The organism is Micromonospora sp. NPDC047730 (genome assembly GCF_043204765.1).
Taxonomy (GTDB): domain Bacteria; phylum Actinomycetota; class Actinomycetes; order Mycobacteriales; family Micromonosporaceae; genus Micromonospora.
The window spans coordinates 111095-127415 of the sequence record NZ_JBIDCU010000011.1 but is presented as its reverse complement, the minus strand read 5'-3'; the positions used below and the strand labels follow the sequence as shown (position 1 = coordinate 127415).

The 16321-nt window shown below is 75.2% G+C and carries 16 protein-coding genes; 11 read left to right on the top strand and 5 right to left on the bottom strand.

The genetic code is table 11. The features are described from left to right. The first annotated feature begins 553 nt into the window (after nucleotides 1–553). Entirely contained in the window at nucleotides 554–1735 is a 1182-nt protein-coding gene (locus ACGF5G_RS23925; RefSeq protein ID WP_393266327.1) for a Cmx/CmrA family chloramphenicol efflux MFS transporter, read from the top strand. 78 nt (nucleotides 1736–1813) lie between these two features. On the opposite strand, the gene ACGF5G_RS23920 is transcribed toward ACGF5G_RS23925, so the two are convergent. Then, nucleotides 1814–2020 (bottom strand): hypothetical protein, encoded by a 207-nt coding sequence (locus ACGF5G_RS23920; RefSeq protein ID WP_393266324.1) that lies wholly within the window; start codon nucleotides 2018–2020, stop codon nucleotides 1814–1816. 251 nt (nucleotides 2021–2271) lie between these two features. On the opposite strand from ACGF5G_RS23920, the gene ACGF5G_RS23915 reads away from it, so the two are divergent. Continuing rightward, nucleotides 2272–3099: a hypothetical protein gene (locus ACGF5G_RS23915; RefSeq protein ID WP_393266322.1), complete on the top strand. Its 828-nt coding sequence runs from the start codon at nucleotides 2272–2274 to the stop codon at nucleotides 3097–3099. 206 nt (nucleotides 3100–3305) lie between these two features. Here the strand turns inward: ACGF5G_RS23915 and ACGF5G_RS23910 are convergent, their stop codons facing one another. The 4 genes from ACGF5G_RS23910 to ACGF5G_RS23895 all read right to left on the bottom strand — a co-directional run bounded on the left by ACGF5G_RS23910 (nucleotide 3306) and on the right by ACGF5G_RS23895 (nucleotide 7351). Further along, complete coding sequence (locus ACGF5G_RS23910; RefSeq protein ID WP_393266320.1) at nucleotides 3306–4475, bottom strand: hypothetical protein; 1170 nt, start codon at nucleotides 4473–4475, stop codon at nucleotides 3306–3308. Nucleotides 4476–4709: 234 nt separating this feature from the next. Then, nucleotides 4710–6059: an FAD-dependent oxidoreductase gene (locus ACGF5G_RS23905; RefSeq protein WP_393266318.1), complete on the bottom strand. Its 1350-nt coding sequence runs from the start codon at nucleotides 6057–6059 to the stop codon at nucleotides 4710–4712. A 13-nt stretch (nucleotides 6060–6072) separates the two neighbouring features. Further along, on the bottom strand, nucleotides 6073–6420 hold the full coding sequence (locus ACGF5G_RS23900) for a TcmI family type II polyketide cyclase (protein WP_393266316.1): 348 nt from the start codon (nucleotides 6418–6420) through the stop codon (nucleotides 6073–6075). 124 nt (nucleotides 6421–6544) lie between these two features. Further along, on the bottom strand, nucleotides 6545–7351 hold the full coding sequence (locus ACGF5G_RS23895) for a BTAD domain-containing putative transcriptional regulator (RefSeq protein ID WP_393266314.1): 807 nt from the start codon (nucleotides 7349–7351) through the stop codon (nucleotides 6545–6547). A 415-nt stretch (nucleotides 7352–7766) separates the two neighbouring features. On the opposite strand from ACGF5G_RS23895, the gene ACGF5G_RS23890 reads away from it, so the two are divergent. The 9 genes from ACGF5G_RS23890 to ACGF5G_RS23850 all read left to right on the top strand — a co-directional run bounded on the left by ACGF5G_RS23890 (nucleotide 7767) and on the right by ACGF5G_RS23850 (nucleotide 15816). Continuing rightward, a complete protein-coding gene (locus ACGF5G_RS23890) occupies nucleotides 7767–8105 on the top strand; it encodes a TcmI family type II polyketide cyclase (protein WP_350707477.1) in 339 nt (112 codons plus the stop codon). After that, nucleotides 8102–9835, top strand: a complete 1734-nt coding sequence (locus ACGF5G_RS23885) for an acetyl-CoA carboxylase carboxyltransferase subunit alpha (protein ID WP_393266311.1) — start codon at nucleotides 8102–8104, stop codon at nucleotides 9833–9835. Before ACGF5G_RS23890 ends, ACGF5G_RS23885 begins: the two co-directional genes overlap by 4 nt. Continuing rightward, the gene (gene accB / locus ACGF5G_RS23880) at nucleotides 9769–10329 is read left to right on the top strand and encodes an acetyl-CoA carboxylase biotin carboxyl carrier protein (RefSeq protein ID WP_393266308.1); all 561 of its coding nucleotides are present in this window, start codon (nucleotides 9769–9771) and stop codon (nucleotides 10327–10329) included. The genes ACGF5G_RS23885 and accB overlap by 67 nt, the downstream gene beginning before the upstream one ends. Before the next feature lie 11 nt (nucleotides 10330–10340). Then, nucleotides 10341–11720: an acetyl/propionyl/methylcrotonyl-CoA carboxylase subunit alpha gene (locus tag ACGF5G_RS23875; protein WP_393266305.1), complete on the top strand. Its 1380-nt coding sequence runs from the start codon at nucleotides 10341–10343 to the stop codon at nucleotides 11718–11720. After that, on the top strand, nucleotides 11717–12469 hold the full coding sequence (locus tag ACGF5G_RS23870) for an SRPBCC family protein (protein ID WP_393266302.1): 753 nt from the start codon (nucleotides 11717–11719) through the stop codon (nucleotides 12467–12469). Before ACGF5G_RS23875 ends, ACGF5G_RS23870 begins: the two co-directional genes overlap by 4 nt. Next, on the top strand, nucleotides 12462–12866 hold the full coding sequence (locus ACGF5G_RS23865) for a cupin domain-containing protein (RefSeq protein ID WP_357701335.1): 405 nt from the start codon (nucleotides 12462–12464) through the stop codon (nucleotides 12864–12866). The genes ACGF5G_RS23870 and ACGF5G_RS23865 overlap by 8 nt, the downstream gene beginning before the upstream one ends. Nucleotides 12867–12980: 114 nt before the next feature. Then, nucleotides 12981–14249 (top strand): beta-ketoacyl-[acyl-carrier-protein] synthase family protein, encoded by a 1269-nt coding sequence (locus ACGF5G_RS23860; protein WP_393266299.1) that lies wholly within the window; start codon nucleotides 12981–12983, stop codon nucleotides 14247–14249. Continuing rightward, the gene (locus ACGF5G_RS23855) at nucleotides 14246–15496 is read left to right on the top strand and encodes a beta-ketoacyl synthase N-terminal-like domain-containing protein (RefSeq protein ID WP_393266296.1); all 1251 of its coding nucleotides are present in this window, start codon (nucleotides 14246–14248) and stop codon (nucleotides 15494–15496) included. The genes ACGF5G_RS23860 and ACGF5G_RS23855 overlap by 4 nt, the downstream gene beginning before the upstream one ends. Then, nucleotides 15493–15816, top strand: a complete 324-nt coding sequence (locus ACGF5G_RS23850) for an antibiotic biosynthesis monooxygenase family protein (RefSeq protein WP_393266293.1) — start codon at nucleotides 15493–15495, stop codon at nucleotides 15814–15816. The genes ACGF5G_RS23855 and ACGF5G_RS23850 overlap by 4 nt, the downstream gene beginning before the upstream one ends. Nucleotides 15817–16321: the final 505 nt, after the last annotated feature.

Below are 16321 nucleotides of genomic sequence, written 5' to 3'. Positions count from 1 at the left end.
CGCTCCGGCAAACGTGCCCCGCCTCCGGCGCGGGTTCGGTCCCGTCGACCTGACAGCCCATCCTCCTAGGATGCCTTAGGGGATGTGCGGTAGGCGGGCGGCTTGGCTGCCCCTCGGATGCCCGCCCGTCGCCCACCCCGGTGACGTTCCTAGGTTGGTCTACGGACGTCGTCGCTGCCGCGCCCGCGCCGCCGGCGGTTATCGCGTTGACGATTGCTCCGCGCCGTCACTAGGGTTTGCGTCGTGTCCAGCCCCGAGGCGTCCAGACGCCAGCCACCGGTGTCCGGTGGCTGGCCCTCGTTGACGTCGCACTAGGCGCTGTCGGAACCGGACAGCGTCCCTCGGGCGTCCCCGCCACCGATCGCCGTCATACCGGCTGCTCCCGGGCGTCACCTGCGCGTCACCACGTCGTGCCGCGTCCACGCACCCGGGAGGCCCTCGCGCGGTGGTCTCCGCGCCCGGCTGGACGGTTGTCCCGTGCGCCGCCCGGCCGTGGCCGCCGTGACCCACCCGCGTCCTCTTCATCCATCCACGACGCGGAATGTGGAGTGTCATGCCGTTCGCCATCTACCTGCTCGGACTGGCGGTCTTCGCCCAGGGAACGTCTGAGTTCATGCTGTCCGGCCTGGTGCCGGACATCGCCCGGGACCTGCACGTGCCCGTCCCGGCCGCCGGCGCGCTGACGTCGGCCTTCGCGGTAGGGATGATCATCGGAGCGCCGCTGATGGCCGCCCTCAGTCTGCGGTGGCCCAGACGTCGGGCGCTGCTGGTCTTCCTGACCGCCGTCGTCGTCGTGCACGTCGTCGGGGCGGTCACCGACAGCTTCGGCATGCTGCTGGCCACCCGGGTCGTCGGAGCGCTGGCGTACGCCGGGTTCCTCGCGGTGGGCTTGGCCACGGCGACCGACCTGGCCGGACCCGGGGCCAAGGGCCGGGCCGCCTCCGTGCTGCTCGGGGGTCTCACCCTCTCCTGCGTCGCGGGGGTGCCGGCCGGGGCGTTCCTCGGCCAGCTGTGGGGATGGCGCTCGGCGTTCTGGGCGGTGGCCGTCGTCTCGCTGCCCGCCGTCGTGGCCATCCGGCGCGCGGTCCCGGCCACGCCACCGGACGCGGCCGTACCGAGCGCCCGGCACGAGATTCGGGCGCTGCGCCGTCCCCGCCTGCTCCTGACCCTGCTCCTGGGCGCCCTGGTGAACGGGGCGACCTTCTGCACCTTCACCTACCTGGCGCCGCTGATCACCGACGTCAGCGGCTACGACCGGAGGTGGGTGCCGGTCCTGCTGGCCCTCTTCGGCCTGGGGTCGTTCGTCGGTGTGACGGTCGGCGGTCGCGTGTCGGACTCACAGCCCATGCGGGTCCTGGTGCCCGGTGGGGTGGCCCTGCTCGTCGGCTGGCTCCTGTTCGCGGCCACCGCGGCCAGCGCGCCCGCCGCGTTCCTGCTCGTCTTCGTCCAGGGGGCGCTCTCGTTCGCGGTCGGATCCACACTGATCACCCGGGCGTTGTACGCGGCCGTCGACGCGCCGTCCCTGGGCGGCTCCTTCGCGACCGCTGCCCTGAACGTGGGCGCGGCCGTCGGCCCCCTGCTGGGCGGGGCAGCCATCGGCGCGGGGCTCGGCTACCGGTCCCCGCTGTGGGTCAGCGCGCTGCTGGTGGCACTGGCGTTCGTCGCCGCCGTACTCACCTGGACGGTGTGGCGGGATGCCGGGACGGAGTCGCCCGCGCGGACGGTCGCTTCCTAGCCCGCGTCGCGGTCCCTCGGCGAGGCCGTCCACGGGTTCCGGCCCGCGCCACCCGCCAGGCGCGGGCCGGGGGCCGTCCTACTCGGAGGGCTGGGGCAGCTCGCAGTCGACCTTTGGGTTGGCGCCGATGTAGTTCAGCGGCCCGGCCACGATGGTCACCAGGATGGTGCCCGCCTCGGCGCAGTTGGTGTCGTCGCCGTTGTAGTAGCCGCGCTGGCCGGCGGCGACCGCGCCGATGATCAGCCAGATGACGACGATGACTCCGAATATCGACGTGCCGCGCATCGCTGCCTCCAGAAAGGGGTGTGGTGGTTCGAGGTGTCGAACGTTGTACCCAGTCGCGTGGAACGGCTAACGACGCCGCCGATCGACCGACCCGCCGGCCGCCCGGCAGGCCCCGCCGGCCTGACGGCCCGCCCCCGGCCGACCGCCCGGACCGGGGCGCGCCGGTGCGCTATCGGATCGGCGACCGACGGCCGCGCGCGGCAGCCCGGCGGGCGTACAACTGCGTCAGAAGCACCGCACAGGAGGACACCATGGACGCCCCGACCCCGCATCTGTACGTCGACCGCCCCGAGGACGTCGCCGTCGCGGCCCGCGCACTGGCGGGGGGCGCGGTGGTGGCGGTGGCGTTCGGGAACTTCTACGCGCTGGTGACCCGCCCGGACGCCGCCACCGTGCGCCGGGTCAACATCGCCAAGGGTCGGCCGGCCGACCAGATCGGCAGCATCACCACCGTCTTCGGGCGGATCCCCGCGATGTTCGACTGGGCGCGGCTGCCGCACCGGCTGCCCGCGCGCCGGGTGCGGCAGCTGATGGGCGTCCTCTACGGCGCGGGCCCGTTCGGCTTCCGCGGTCCGGCCGTCGACCGGCTGCCCGCCCACCTCACCCGGCACGACCGGGGCGTACGCACCACGCAGGTGATCGCGCCGGGGCTGGCCTGTCCGTCGAACGTGTTCTTCGCGCGGGCGGTCGGCGAGACCGGGGTGGACCACCTCCACATCACCTCGGCGAACCGTTCCCGGCACCTGACCGGGGTCGCGGAGGAGCCGGCGCACTGGAAGGCCGACGGCATCGCCGAGGACTTCGCCCACCTCGACGACCTGGTGGTGCTCGCGCACCGGGACGAGGCGGCGGCCCGGGCGGCGCACCCCGGGCACCTGCCGGCCTCGGTGACGCTGCTGTCGTTCCACGCCCCGGCCGGGGAGCCGGAGGAGCCGCCGGTGCTCACCGTCGACCGGCACGGCTCGCTGCACGTCGACGACGTGCGCCGGGCCGCCGCGCCGCTCGGCCTCCAGGTGCGGCTCGGCCCCACCGCCGGTCGGCGTCTGCAGGTCCGGGGGTACGCGGAGGCGCTGGTCTGACCGGGCACCGGATCGGCCGGTGGTGTTCGGCTCCCCACGAATGCCGCCCGGTGGCTGGTCGGCCTCCGCCCGAAATGCCCGACGTCGCGGCGTCCGGGTGAGCGGACGTCGCGACGTCGGTGGCATCGGGTGGATCCTGTCGTGGCGCCGTCCCGGCTCGCCGGGGAGCGGCGTCCGGGGCCGCCGTCGGTGCGGCGGCCCCCGGGTCAGGCGTCGTCGCCGCCGGTCGGCAGCGCGGCGGCCGCCTCCTGCGGGGCGCCCGCGAGTACCTTCGCCTGCTGGGGCCAGGTCGCCAGGCTCGGCGCGGCCCGCAGCCCGGCTCCCCGGATCGTCTCCCGCAGCGCGGCCTCGTCCAACTCCGCGAGCTGCCCGTACGTGCGGATGCCGGCGGCCTGCAGCGCCGCCGCCATCTTCGGGCCGACGCCCTGGATGCGGCGGAAGTCGTCGGCGTCCACGTCGGCCGCCGACCGCACCGGCGGAGTCGCCACCGCGCCGCGCGCGGCGGGCACGACCACCGGCTCGGCCGGTTCCTCCACCGGCTCGGCCGGCTTGCTCGGTTCGTCCACCGGGTCGGCCGGCTTGCTCGGCTCGTCCACCGGCTCGGCCGGCGTGGTCGCCGCCGGCGTCGCGTCCGGCCCGGCCGGGGCGGCGGGGGCCGGCTCCGCCGGGCCGGCGGCTGCGGGGACCGGCTCGGCCTCGGGCTGCGCCTGGGCGGGGACGGCGACGGCCCGGACGGGTTCCGGCTCGGCGGCCGGGACGGGCTCCGCCCCGCCGGTGCGCGCGGGCTCCGGCTCGGCGGCCGGGGCCTCGATCGGGGCGGCGGCCGGCACCGGCTCCGGTTCGGTCGCGGCGACCGGTTCCGGCTCGGTGGCGGTGGTCGGCTCCTCGGCCGGCTCGCGGTCGACGGGGCCGGTCACCCCGGCAGCGGCCGGCAGCACGACCTCGGCGTCCGGCCGGTCACCCGGGGCGGTGTCGCTCGGCGCGGCCGTCGCCACGGAGTCGGTGTCGGGCGCCGGCACCGGGTCGCCGGTGAGCGCCATGTCGGCCGGGTCGATCTTGTCGGCCCGCCCGGCGTCGGTGGTGACGACGGTGACCGGGGCGGCGTCGGCGTCGGCCGGGGCGTCGGGGGCGGGCACGGGGTCGGCGACGGCGTCCGGGGCCCGGTCGAGGGTCGCCTCGGGGCGTACCTCGTCGGTGGTGGCGGCGGGCGGCGGGTCGACCACCACGGCGGTCATGCCGGCGACCGGATCACCCTCCACCGTGGGCGAGCCGTGCCCGGCTGCCGCGCCCTGCCGGCCGCGCCAGAACCAACCGGCCGCCACACCCACCAGCAGGGCCACGATCAGTATCAGCCAGTGCCCGAAAGACCACGCCACGGCAGACCTCCTATTCGTTCGCGTCGAAACTTCGAGAAAAACTCGCCGCAGCTTCGCACACGCGTCGTTCGGGCGGCAGGCAGGATCGGCCGGTCACGGCGCATGTGGGACGGGTTGCACCGGCGGTGTCCGCCGGGCGACGGACCGTCGTCGCCCGGCGCCGTCCACGCACGGGGCGGGGTGGGCACGCGGGGACCCCGGCGCCGGGCGGGCGCCGGGGTCCGGGTCGGACGATCAGTCCTCCTCGCCGCGGTAGGTGTAGAAGTCGTTGACGAACTTGCGCGCCAGTCGGGGCACCCGGCTGGTGACGCCGAAGTAGCCGCGTGCGCCGAGCAGCGCGAGCCGGCCGACGACGGGCTTGTACATCCCGTCGTCGCCGTTGGTGCCGCTGCGGTTGAGCGAGTCGGCGACCCGGGCGAAGCCGTACGGCACCATCGCGGCCTCGTAGTCGGCCACCGCCTGGAGCAGCGTCTTGTCGCCGGCCGCGGCCAGCCGGAGCTGCCGGCAGAGCAGGGCGGCGTCGCGCAGCGCGGTGTTGGCGCCCACGCCGCGCCCCGGGGTCATGGTGTGGATGGCGTCGCCGAGCAGGGTGACGGTGCTGCTCTTCCACGGCGGCACCGGCTCGCTGGTGGACACCCGGATCGGCAGGGCGCTGCCCGGGTCGCTGCGGGCGAGCAGTTCGCGCAGGTGGGGGTGCCAGTTGCGGGTGAGTTGGAGGGCGAGCAGGACGAGTTCCTCGCCGCGGCGCTGCATGACGTCGGGCGGGAACCGGCGGGCGGTGCTCCAGATGACCAGGTTTATGTTGTCGCGGGTGGTGTCGTGGCGCAGCCCGGGCCAGTCGCGCAGCAGCGCGGCGTCGGCGGGGTCGACACCGGGTTTCAGCGTGCCGTCGCCGTTCCACTTGAACTCCATCACGTGCAGCACGCCCATCATCCCGCCGGTGCCGAAGATCAGCGAGATGCCCTGCTCGATCCGTTGCGGCAGCAGCTGGCGGGTGTGCGGGGTCAGGGGGATGCGGGTGGCGATGTTGATCGTGCCGGCGTCGCGGGTGACCGCGTGCGGCAGGTACTGGCGGCGCACGGCGGAGTGCGTGCCGTCCGCGGCGACGAGCAGGTCGCCGGTGGCGGTGCTGCCGTCGGCGAAGTGGGCGGTGACGGTGCCGTCGTCGCCTTGCTCGTACCGGGTGAAGGTCTTGTCGAAGTGGACCGCGTCCTCCATGCCGGTGAGCAGGACCTGGCGCAGGGTCATCCGGGCCACGGACCGTTCGGTGTCCACCGGGTCGGTGTCGGGGCGCAGGGTGAACGAGGCCGTCTGACGCATCCGCTGGGTGATGACGTTGAAGTAGCGGGGGGATCGGGCGCAGGTGGCCAGGTAGGTGTCGAACAGCCGTGGCGGCAGGCACTCCCGTAGGGCGCGGCTGCCGGTGGGGCCGATGCCGACGCGGTAGCCGAGCAGTCCCTCGCCGCGGGTGCGGTACTTCTCGTAGACGGCGACGCTGATTCCGGCGCGACGCAGGCCGTGGGCCAGGCACAGCCCGCCGGTGCCGGCGCCGATGATCAGGACGTGGGGTGGCCTGGGTGACATGGGCCGCCTCCGCTCAGCCGGCCGTGTGCGGGGACGGCGCGTCGGCGGCGTCCCAGCGGTAGAAGCAGCCGGCGATCGCGTCGCGTGGCGAGCGCCAGGTCGGCAGGTACGGCGAGGTGTGCGCGGACAGACGCTCGTTGACCTGGCGGTACAGCGGGTGGTTGCGGGCGCCGGCCAGGGCGTCCGGGTCGACGTCCGCGGTCTCCATCAGGTGGACGCACAGGTCGTGCAGGCAGTACAGGGACCGGTGCCGGACCCCGGTCAGGGCGGGCAGTTCGGTCGCGTCGGACTCGGCGAAGATCTGCGCGACCCGACCCTCCGCGCCCGGGATGATCCTGCTGACGATCAGTAGACGGCTCATGGGACCCCTCTCGCCGGTGGCGCTCCCCGAGCGGTGTCGGAGGCCACGGACTGTTGTGCGGCCAACCCTGCCCGGGCGGCTGTCACCTGCCCGTCACGCGCGCGGCCGCGCCGGTGACGCCGGTTCAGCGGGCGCGGGGCGCGACCCGGGCGGACGGCGTGCGGCGCGGCGGCGTCGGGGTGTCCCGGGTGGCCTCCCGGATGGGCGCGAGGGTGTCGTCGAGCAGCGCGGTCATGGCTGCGGAGGGTTCGAGTCGAAGTTCCCGCAGCAGCAGGTCGCGGTAGACGTAGAAGGCGTGCACGGCCTCGAAGGCGTTGCCCTCGGCGAGGTGGATGCGCACCACCAGCCGGTGCGGGGTCTCGCGCAGGGGCTCGGCGGCCATCGCCTCGAGGGCGGCCTCCAGGGCCTGCCCGTGCTGGCCCGCCGCCAGGTGCTGGCCGGCCAGTTCCTCCAGCATGTGCAGGCGCAGCTGGCGCAGCCGCTCCCGGTCGGCGAGGACCCAGTCGTCGTACCAGCCGGGGAGCAGGTCGTGCCGGCCGGCGGCGAGGGCGGCGGCGCACGGGTCGTCGCCGTCGCGCACCCGCGCGGCCGTGCCGATGAGGGCGTCGACGTCGACCTGGACGGTGGGGCCGAGGCGTACGGTGTCGCCGACGGTGGTGAGCGGGCAGCAGGGGTCCTGGCGCAGCCGCCACAGCGCGGTCCGCAGGGACGACAGCGCGCGGTCCTCGGGGGCGTCGGGCCAGAGCAGCCCGGCGAGGTGGCTGCGGGTGGCGCCGGGGCGCAGGCCGATCAGGGCGATGACCCGTTGCAGGCCGCGCGGCACCACGACGGGGGTGTCGCCGTGCAGCAGCCGGAAGCCGCCGAGCAGGTGCAGCGATATCTGCGTGCCGGGGCGGCGCCCGGTGGTCGGCATCGACGGATCAGCGGCCACGGCGGCACCCCCTGCGGAACGCTCGTCCCGACTCCTCTGCTGTCCCGGCGCGGCTGCCCTTGACCCCACTGTCGGGTCGCTCCGCCGCGGCGCGGCGTCGCGCGCCGCGGTCGCCGGGCTGACCGTGACGAAGATTATCAATCGCGGTCACTCTCGGTCAATATTTCAGGCGAGATCCGACTGTCGGCGACGCGTCCACGAGAACGGTTCTGAACTGCGGATAGTCCACCGTGGTGGGCGGTTGTTGTACAGCGGATACACAGCCTGCGTCAACGCAGCGTCACGAAGTGGCGTCGCCGGGCGGCGGGCTGCGGTGACGCCGCCGTGACGCCCGTGGCCGCATCGTGTCGCCAGTCGTCCGGCTCGGCCGGCGCCGTCGTCACCGACGTCGGACGCCGTGGAGGGAGGTCCACCCATGGACCGTTCGCTGATCGTCGCGAAGGTGGTGCCGAGCGCCGAGGCGCGCGTCGCCGAGATCTTCGCCGAGTCCGACGCGACGGAGCTGCCGCACCTGGTCGGGGTGCGGCACCGGTCGTTGTACCGGCTGGGTGACCTCTACGTGCACCTGTTGGAGACGGACGCGCCGGCCGGGGCGGCGGTCGAGGCGGCCCGGGGGCACCCCGAGTTCGTGCGGGTGAGCGCCCGGCTGCGCCCGTACGTTTCGCCGTACCTGCCGACGTGGCGGGAGCCGCGCGACGCCATGGCCCGGTGCTTCTACCGCTTCGACGCCGCGCCCGCCGGGCGGCCGTCGTGACCGCCACCGCGCCCCGGGAGGGGCAGCTCTGGTCCCGCTGCGGCGGCTGCGCCACCCTGCTGTACCGCAAGCGGCTGCGCCGCAACCTCGACGTCTGCCCCGAGTGCGGCACGCACGCCCGCCTCGACGCGCCGGAGCGGCTGCTCCAGCTCGTCGACCCGGGGTCGTTCACCGCTCTGCCGGACCGGCCGGCGGAGGTCGACCCGATCGGCTTCGTCGACCTGCTGCCGTACCCGCACCGGCTCACCGCCGCCCGGGCCGGCACCGGGCTGGCCGAGGCGGTCGTCTGCGGCACCGCCACCATCGGCCGGCATCGGTGCGCGCTCGCGGTGATGGACTTCCGCTTCCTCGGCGGCAGCCTCGGCTGCGCCGTCGGGGAGCTGATCACCCGGGCCGCCGAGCGGGCGCTGGAAGACGGCACGCCGCTGATCCTGGTCACCGCCTCCGGCGGCGCGCGGATGCAGGAGGGCGTCCTGTCGCTGATGCAGATGGCCACGGTCAGCCAGGCGATCGCCGCGCTGCGGGAGGCGGGGCTGCTCACCGTCAGCGTGCTCACGGACCCGACGTACGGGGGAGTGGCGGCCTCGTTCGCCACCAACACCGACGTGGTGCTCGCCGAGAGCGGGGCGCGGATGGGCTTCGCCGGTCCCCGGGTGATCCGGCAGGTCACCGGCCGGCCGCTGCCGGAGGGCTTCCAGACGGCCGACTTCCTGCTGCGGCACGGGCAGGTCGACATGGTGGTGCCCCGGCACGCCCTGCGGGGCCGGCTGGCGGCGCTGCTCGCCGCGGCCCGGGCGGGACGTCGGCCGGCGGTGCGTCCCGCCGTACCCCGGCAGGAGCCGTCGCCGGTCGTGGCGCGGCCGGCCGGCGAGGCGGGTGCCGCGACGGCGCCGGGCCCGGCCGACCCGCCGGGCGGCGACGCCTGGGAGACGGTGCGGCTGGCCCGGCACCCGGGCCGGCCGACCACGCTGGACTACCTGGAGTCGGCGTTCGACGGCTTCGTCGAGCTGCACGGCGACCGGCTCGGCGCGGACTGCCCGGCGGTGGTCGGCGGACTGGCCCGGCTGGACGGCCGGCCCGTCATGGTGATCGGGCACCAGAAGGGCCACACCACCGCCGAGCTGGTCGCCCGCAACTTCGGCATGGCCAGCCCGGCCGGGCACCGCAAGGCGCTGCGGCTGATGCGGCTGGCCGCCCGCCTCGGCCTGCCGGTGGTCACCCTGGTCGACACGCCCGGGGCGGATCCCGGCGTGGGCGCCGAGGAGCAGGGGCAGGCGGCGGCCATCGCGGAGAACATCCTCGCGCTCGCCGTGCTGCCCACCCCGGTCGTCGCGGTGATCACGGGGGAGGGCGGCAGCGGCGGCGCGCTGGCCCTCGCGGTGGCCGACCGGGTGCTGATGCTCCAGCACGCCGTCTACTCGGTGATCAGCCCCGAGGGCTGCGCCGCCATCCTCTGGCCGGATCGGGGTGCCGCCCCGCAGGCGGCGCGCGCCTTGCGGTTGACCGCGCCCGACCTGTGCCGCCTGGGGGTGGTCGACGACCTCGTGCCCGAGCCGGCCCCGGCCGCGCACCACGACCCGCAGGCGGCCGCGCGGGCGTTGGGGGCGGCCGTGTCGGCGGCCCTGCTGCCGCTGCTGGACGTGCCCCCCGCCACGCTGGTCCGGTGCCGGCGGCAGCGGTTCCGGCGCTTCGGCGCGGCCCGCCTCGGCGCCCGGGCGGGTGTCCGGTGAGCGCGGGCGGTGCCCCGGTCGACACCGCGCCGGCCGGCGCGGAGTCGGCGTCCGGGGTGGACGCGGTGCTGGCCGGGCTGCGGCGGCACGCCCGGGACCTGGTCGCCGAGCTGGCCGGCCCGGTCCGCCGGGTGCGGCTGCGCAGCGGCGACACGGTGCTGGAGGTGGAGTGGCACGGCGGGCCGCCCGCGGAGACGCCGGAGACGGTGCCCGCCCGGCCCGCGCCGCCGCCCGTGGCCGACGGCGAGCCGGGCCGGTACGCGGTGCGCTCGCCCATCGTCGGCACGTTCTACCGGGCGCCGGAGCCGGGCGCCGCGCCCTTCGTCGCCGTCGGCGACCTGGTCCGCCCCGGCCAGGTCATCGGCATCGTCGAGGCGATGAAGCTGATGAACGAGGTGACCGCCGACCGGGGCGGCCGGGTCGCCGAGGTCCTCGCCGCCGACGGCCAGCCGGTCGAGTACGACCAGCCGCTCGTCGCGCTGGACCCGGTCTGAGGCGGTGCGTGATGTTCGAGAAGGTGCTGATCGCCAACCGGGGTGAGATCGCCCTGCGGGTGCTGCGCGCCTGCCGCGAGCTGGGGGTGCGTACCGCCGTCGTCTACTCCACGGCGGACGCCGACTCCGCCGTGGTGCGCCTCGCCGACGAGGCCGTCCTGATCGGTCCGCCGGCCAGCCGGCGCAGCTACCTCAATGCCGCCGCGATCGTGGAGGCGGCCCGGCAGGTCGGCGCGCAGGCGGTGCATCCCGGCTACGGGTTCCTCTCCGAGGACGCCGACTTCGCCGAGATCTGCGCCGACAACGGGCTGACGTTCATCGGTCCGCCGCCGGAGGTGATGGCCGCGCTGGCGGACAAGTCCTCGGCGCGGGCGCTGATGCGCCGGGCCGGGCTGCCGCTGCCGCCGGGCAGCGTCGCGCCGGTGCCCACCGCGGCCGCGGCGGCGGAGGTGGCCGCCGAGGCGGGCTACCCGGTGATCGTCAAGGCGGCGGCCGGCGGCGGCGGCCGGGGCATGACCGTGGTCGCCACCCCGGCCGAGCTGCCCCGGGCGTACGCGCGGACCAGGGCCGCCGCGCAGGCCGCGTTCGGCGACGACCGGGTGTACGTGGAGCGGTTCCTGACCGGCGCCCGGCACGTCGAGGTGCAGTTGCTGTGCGACTCCCACGGCAACGGGGTGCACCTGGGCACCCGGGACTGCTCGGTGCAGCGCCGGCACCAGAAGCTGGTGGAGGAGGCGCCCGCCCCGGCGCTGTCCGCCGGCACCCTGGAGGCCATCGCGGAGTGCGCCCTGCGCGGTGCCCTGTCCGCCGGCTTCACCGGCGCCGGCACGGTGGAGTTCCTCGTCGACCCCGACGAGCGGTTCCACTTCCTGGAGATCAACTGCCGGATCCAGGTCGAGCACCCCGTGACCGAGATGATCACCGGGATCGACCTGGTGCACGAGCAGCTGCACATCGCCGCCGGGGTGCCGCTGCGCTGGCGGCAGGAGGACGTCCGCCCGCACGGGGTCGCCATCGAGTGCCGGGTCAACGTGGAGGACCCGGACCGCGGGTTCGCGCCGACCCCCGGCCGGCTGGACCGCTTCGTCCCGCCCGGCGGCCCGTTCACCCGGGTCGACACGCACGGCCACGCCGGCTACCTGTTCGGCCCGTACTACGACTCCCTGCTGGCCAAGGTGGCGGTGTGGGCGCCGGACCGGGAGCTCGCGCTCAACCGGCTGGAACGCGCCCTCGACGAGTTCGACATCGCCGGGCCCGGCGTCCGCACCACCATCCCGTTCGTCCGGCGGGTGCTCGACGACGCCGGGTTCCGCAAGGGCCGCTACTCCACCGGCCTGGTCGACCAGTTGCTCGCCGGCCCGTCCGACGCACACCACAGGAGGCTCCGTTGACCGTCACCCATGGCCGTCCGCTGACCGCCGAGATCACCGACATCCTGGTAACCAACTGCGGGCTGGACGCCGACGCGGCCGCCCGCGCCCCGGCCGCGTCCCTGGAGGAACTCGGCATGGACTCGCTGGCGCTGCTCGAACTCTCCGCCGTGGTCGCCGACCGGTGGCAGGTGCAGATCCCCGAGCAGGCCGGGCAGCTCAGCATCGCGGGCGTCGCCGAGCTGGTGGCCCGCCGCGCCGACCCGCCCGGACACACCGAGAACAGCGTGCTCATCGCCGCGCCGCTGCCGCTGGTCTGGGACGTCACCAACGACGTCGCCGGCTGGCCCGAGCTGTTCACCGAGTACGCCCGGGCGGAGATCCTGGACCGCGACGGCGACACGGTGCGGTTCCGGCTCACCATGCACCCCGACGAGAACGGGGTGGCGTGGAGCTGGGTCAGCGAACGCACCGCCGACCCGGCCACCCGGCAGGTGCGCGCCCGGCGGGTGGAGACCGGGCCGTTCGAGTACATGCGCATCCACTGGAGCTACGCGGAGGAGCCCGGCGGCACCCGGATGACCTGGGTGCAGGACTTCGCGATGAAACCGACCGCGCCGGTGGACAACGCCGGCATGACCGACCGGATCAATACCAACAGCGCCGTGCAGCTCGCCGTCATCAAGGAGAAGATCGAGCGGTTGGCCGCCGCCGACGGCGGTCGGGCCCCGGCCGGTGCCGACGGGTCGACGGGAGCCGGCGATGAGTGAGGACACCCTGCGGCTGGTCGCCGCCGCCGACGTCGCGCCGGACGGCCGCCGCGGCGGCGAGCTGCGGGTGCTGCTCGGCCCGAAGACCGTCGGCAGCACCTCCGGCTTCATGGGGGTGGCGACGCTGCGCCCGGGGGAGCGGATCGCCGAGCACTACCACCCCTACAGCGAGGAGTTTCTGTACGTCGTCCGGGGCACGATCACCGCCGACCTGGACGACGAGGCGGTGCCGCTGGCCGCCGGGGAGGCGCTGTTCGTGCCGCGCAACGTCCGGCACCGGCTGCGCAACACCGGCGACGAGCCGGCCGAGGTCGTCTTCCACCTGGGACCCCTCGCACCCCGGCCGGAACTGGGCCACGTCGACACCGAACTCGTCGAGCAGCGGGGCGGGTCGTGAGCGCGAGGAGTGAGCCGGTGTTGCGAGCCCCGCAGTCGCGAACCGAGGTGGCGTCGTGAGCGCGAGGAGTGAGCCGGTGTTGCGAGCCCCGCAGTCGCGAACCGAGGTGGCGTCGTGACCGGGCGCCGCACGGTCGTCACCGGCGTCGGGGTGGTCGCGCCGGGCGGCGCCACCCGGGACAGCTTCTGGAAGACCGTGACCGCAGGGCGTACGGCCACCCGACGGATCACCTTCTTCGACCCGTCGCCGTTCCGCTCCCAGATCGCCGCCGAGTGCGAGTTCGACCCCGACGCGGCCGGCATCACCCTCGCCGAACGGCAGCGCGCCGACCGGTACGTACAGTTCGCCCTGGCCTGCTCCATCGAGGCGCTCGCCGACAGCGGCCTGGAACTCACCGACGCCGAACGGGAGGTCACCGGCGTGGTGCTGGGCACCGCCGTCGGCGGCACCATGGCGCTGGAGCAGGAGTACGTGCGGGTCAGCGACTCCGGCCGGCGGTGGCTGGTCGACCACGCCCTCGGCGGGCCGTACCTGTACCCGGCGCTGGTGCCGAGCACCCTCGCCGCCGACGTGGCCGTCCGGCACGGGCTGCACGGCCCCGCCCAGGTCGTGTCCACCGGCTGCACCTCCGGCATCGACGCCATCGGCTACGCCCACCAGCTCGTCGTCGACGGGGAGGCCGACATCGTGCTGGCCGGGGCGTCGGACTCGCCGATCTCCCCGGTCACCGTCGCCTCCTTCGACGCGATCAAGGCGACCAGCCCGGACAACGACGACCCGGCGCACGCCTCCCGCCCGTTCGACGCCGACCGGCACGGCTTCGTCCTCGCCGAGGGCGCGGCGGTGCTGGTGCTGGAGGAGTGGGAGCACGCCCGCCGCCGGGGCGCGCACGTCTACTGCGAGCTGGCCGGGTACGCCAGCCGCGCCAACGGCTTCCACATGACCGGGCTGCGCCCGGACGGGGTGGAGATGGGCCTGGCGATCACCGACGCGCTGCGCCAGGGCCGGCTGTCCCCGCAGGACGTCTCCTACATCAGCGCGCACGGCTCCGGCACCCGGCAGAACGACCGGCACGAGACGGCGGCGTTCAAGCGGGCGCTCGGCGAGGCCGCGTACGGGGTGCCGATCAGTTCGATCAAGTCGATGGTCGGGCACTCGCTCGGCGCGATCGGCTCGATCGAGATGGCCGCCTGCGCCCTGGCCATCGAGTACGGCGTGGTGCCGCCCACCGCCAACTGGGCCACCCGGGACCCGGAGTGCGACCTGGACTACGTGCCCAACGTGGCCCGGGAGACCCCGGTGGACGTGGCCCTGTCGGTGGGCAGCGGCTTCGGCGGCTTCCAGTCCGCGATGGTGTTCCGGCGGCTGGCGGCGGCGGCGTGAGCGCCCGGGCCGTGGTCACCGGCATCGGGGTGGTGGCCCCCAGCGGCGTCGGCGCCGACGCCCACTGGCGCACGGTCGCGGCGGGAACCCGGTGCACCGGCCCGATCACCCTGTTCGACCCGGCGGACTACCCGACCCGGGTCGCCGGTGAGGTGCCAGGCTTCGACGCGGCGGCGTACGCCGACACCCGGCAGCTCGTGCAGACCGACCGCTGGACGCACCTGGGCTTCGCCGCGACCAGGCTGGCGTTGGCCGACGCCGGGCTGCCCGAGCGGGCCCCCGAGCCCTACGGCTGGGCGGTGACGCTGGCCAGCTCGTCCGGGGGGAACCTGTTCGGGCAGCGGGAACTGCAACGGCTGTGGGGCGGCGCCACCTGTACGGTGGGGGCGTACCAGTCGATCGCCTGGTTCTACGCCGCCAGTGTCGGGCAGCTCTCCATCCACCACCAGTTCAAGGGGCCGTGCGGGGTGCTGGTCGCCGAGTCCGCCGGTGGGCTGGACAGCCTCGCCCACGCGGTGCGCACCGTGCGCCGGGGCACGCCGGTGGTGATCGCCGGGGCGACCGAGTGCCCGCTGAGCCCGTACGCGCTGACCTGTCAGCTCCGCTCCGGGCTGCTCAGCGACGTCGCCGACCCGGAGGTGGCGTACCGGCCGTTCGACCGGTCGGCCGGCGGCTACGTACCGGCGGAGGGTGGGGCGGTGTTCGTGGTGGAGGAGTTGGGGCACGCGCTGGCCCGGGGCGCCCGGGTCTACGGCGAGGTGACCGGCTGGGGCGCCACCCACGACGCCGCGCACACCGGCCCGGACGCCGGCGGCGACTCCGCCCGGTACGCCCGGGCGATGCGGCTGGCCCTGGACCGCTCCGGGGTCACCGCGGACGAGGTGGACGTGGTGGTCCCCGACGCCCTCGGGGTGCCCCGCTTCGACCGCGCCGAGGCCGAGGCGCTGCGCGCGGTCTTCGGCGACCGGCCCCCGCCGGTGAGCACGCACAAGGCGCTGACCGGCCGCGCCCACCAGGGCGGCTCCGCGTTGGACGTGGCCACCGCGCTGCTCGCGTTCCGCCACGACACGCTGCCCGCCTCCGCCGGTCCCCGCGAGCCGGCGCCGGGCTGCGAACTGGACTTCCTGCGGGCGCCCCGGCAGCCGCACAGCCGGCTGGCGCTGGTCTGCGCCCGGGGTTTCGACGGTTTCAACAGCGCGCTGGTGCTGCGCGGAGCGCCACCGGCACCGAGGGGAGCAGCGGAATGAGCGGGACACGGGCTCGGGTCGTCTTTCTCGTGCGGGTGGCCGAGGAGCGGACGGCGGACTTCCTGCGGGCGTACGAGGCGGTGCGTCACCTGGTCGCCGACGGTGTGCCGGGGCACCTGGTCGACCAGGTGTGCCGGTCGGCGGCGGACCCGGAGCAGTGGCTGATCACCAGTGAGTGGGAGTCCCTGGCCGACTTCGAGGCGTGGGAACGCAGTCCCGGGCACCGGGAGCTGGTGCGGCCGATGCGGGAGTGTTTCACCGACGCCCGCTCGCTGCGTTTCGTCGTCCACGCGCAGACCCCCGAGGTGGCGCGCGTCTGACCGCCCGGCGGCACGCCGTGCCGCAGCATCACCGGCGTACGTCTTCCTGCTTCTCGCGATCTGGTGCCGAGGTCCTCGGCACCAGTCTGCTCAGGGCGACCGACGGGTTCACCCGGCTCTGGCCGGCGCTCGGCCTGGCCGTGCTCAACGTCGGCGGCGCGCACCAGGGCGACGCGCGACGGAACCGGAGGGAGCGCGCCCGCACGCCCGTCGGTCGGACAGGTCCTCGGCCGCCTGGGCCTGAGTGGGCCCCCGGCGGTCGCCGGGGTCCCGTCGCCGGGTGAGACCCCACGCGACCCGTGGGCCTGCATGCCGTGCGGACGGGCCGGTGGGCCAATGCCGAGCTGCGGACGCAGCTCACCCATAGTGAGCGGCGCGCTGCCGTACGCGCCCGATACTGCCTGTCCGATCGAGGGTCTGCAATCCGGCCAGCCGCTTTTTTTGATCTAGCCATTTGCATCTAGTAATGGTTCTTGCGGCTGTCGTAGTGTTCCCGCAGCACCCC

Excerpts from the sequence above, each read along its gene's own strand:
- ACGF5G_RS23925 (WP_393266327.1), top strand. The coding sequence starts at position 554 with ATGCCGTTCGCCATCTACCTGCTCGGACTGGCGGTCTTCGCCCAGGGA.
- ACGF5G_RS23920 (WP_393266324.1), bottom strand. The coding sequence starts at position 2,020 with ATGCGCGGCACGTCGATATTCGGAGTCATCGTCGTCATCTGGCTGATC.
- ACGF5G_RS23915 (WP_393266322.1), top strand. The coding sequence starts at position 2,272 with ATGGACGCCCCGACCCCGCATCTGTACGTCGACCGCCCCGAGGACGTC.
- ACGF5G_RS23905 (WP_393266318.1), bottom strand. The coding sequence starts at position 6,059 with ATGTCACCCAGGCCACCCCACGTCCTGATCATCGGCGCCGGCACCGGC.
- ACGF5G_RS23900 (WP_393266316.1), bottom strand. The coding sequence starts at position 6,420 with ATGAGCCGTCTACTGATCGTCAGCAGGATCATCCCGGGCGCGGAGGGT.
- ACGF5G_RS23890 (WP_350707477.1), top strand. The coding sequence starts at position 7,767 with ATGGACCGTTCGCTGATCGTCGCGAAGGTGGTGCCGAGCGCCGAGGCG.
- ACGF5G_RS23875 (WP_393266305.1), top strand. The coding sequence starts at position 10,341 with ATGTTCGAGAAGGTGCTGATCGCCAACCGGGGTGAGATCGCCCTGCGG.
- ACGF5G_RS23865 (WP_357701335.1), top strand. The coding sequence starts at position 12,462 with ATGAGTGAGGACACCCTGCGGCTGGTCGCCGCCGCCGACGTCGCGCCG.
- ACGF5G_RS23850 (WP_393266293.1), top strand. The coding sequence starts at position 15,493 with ATGAGCGGGACACGGGCTCGGGTCGTCTTTCTCGTGCGGGTGGCCGAG.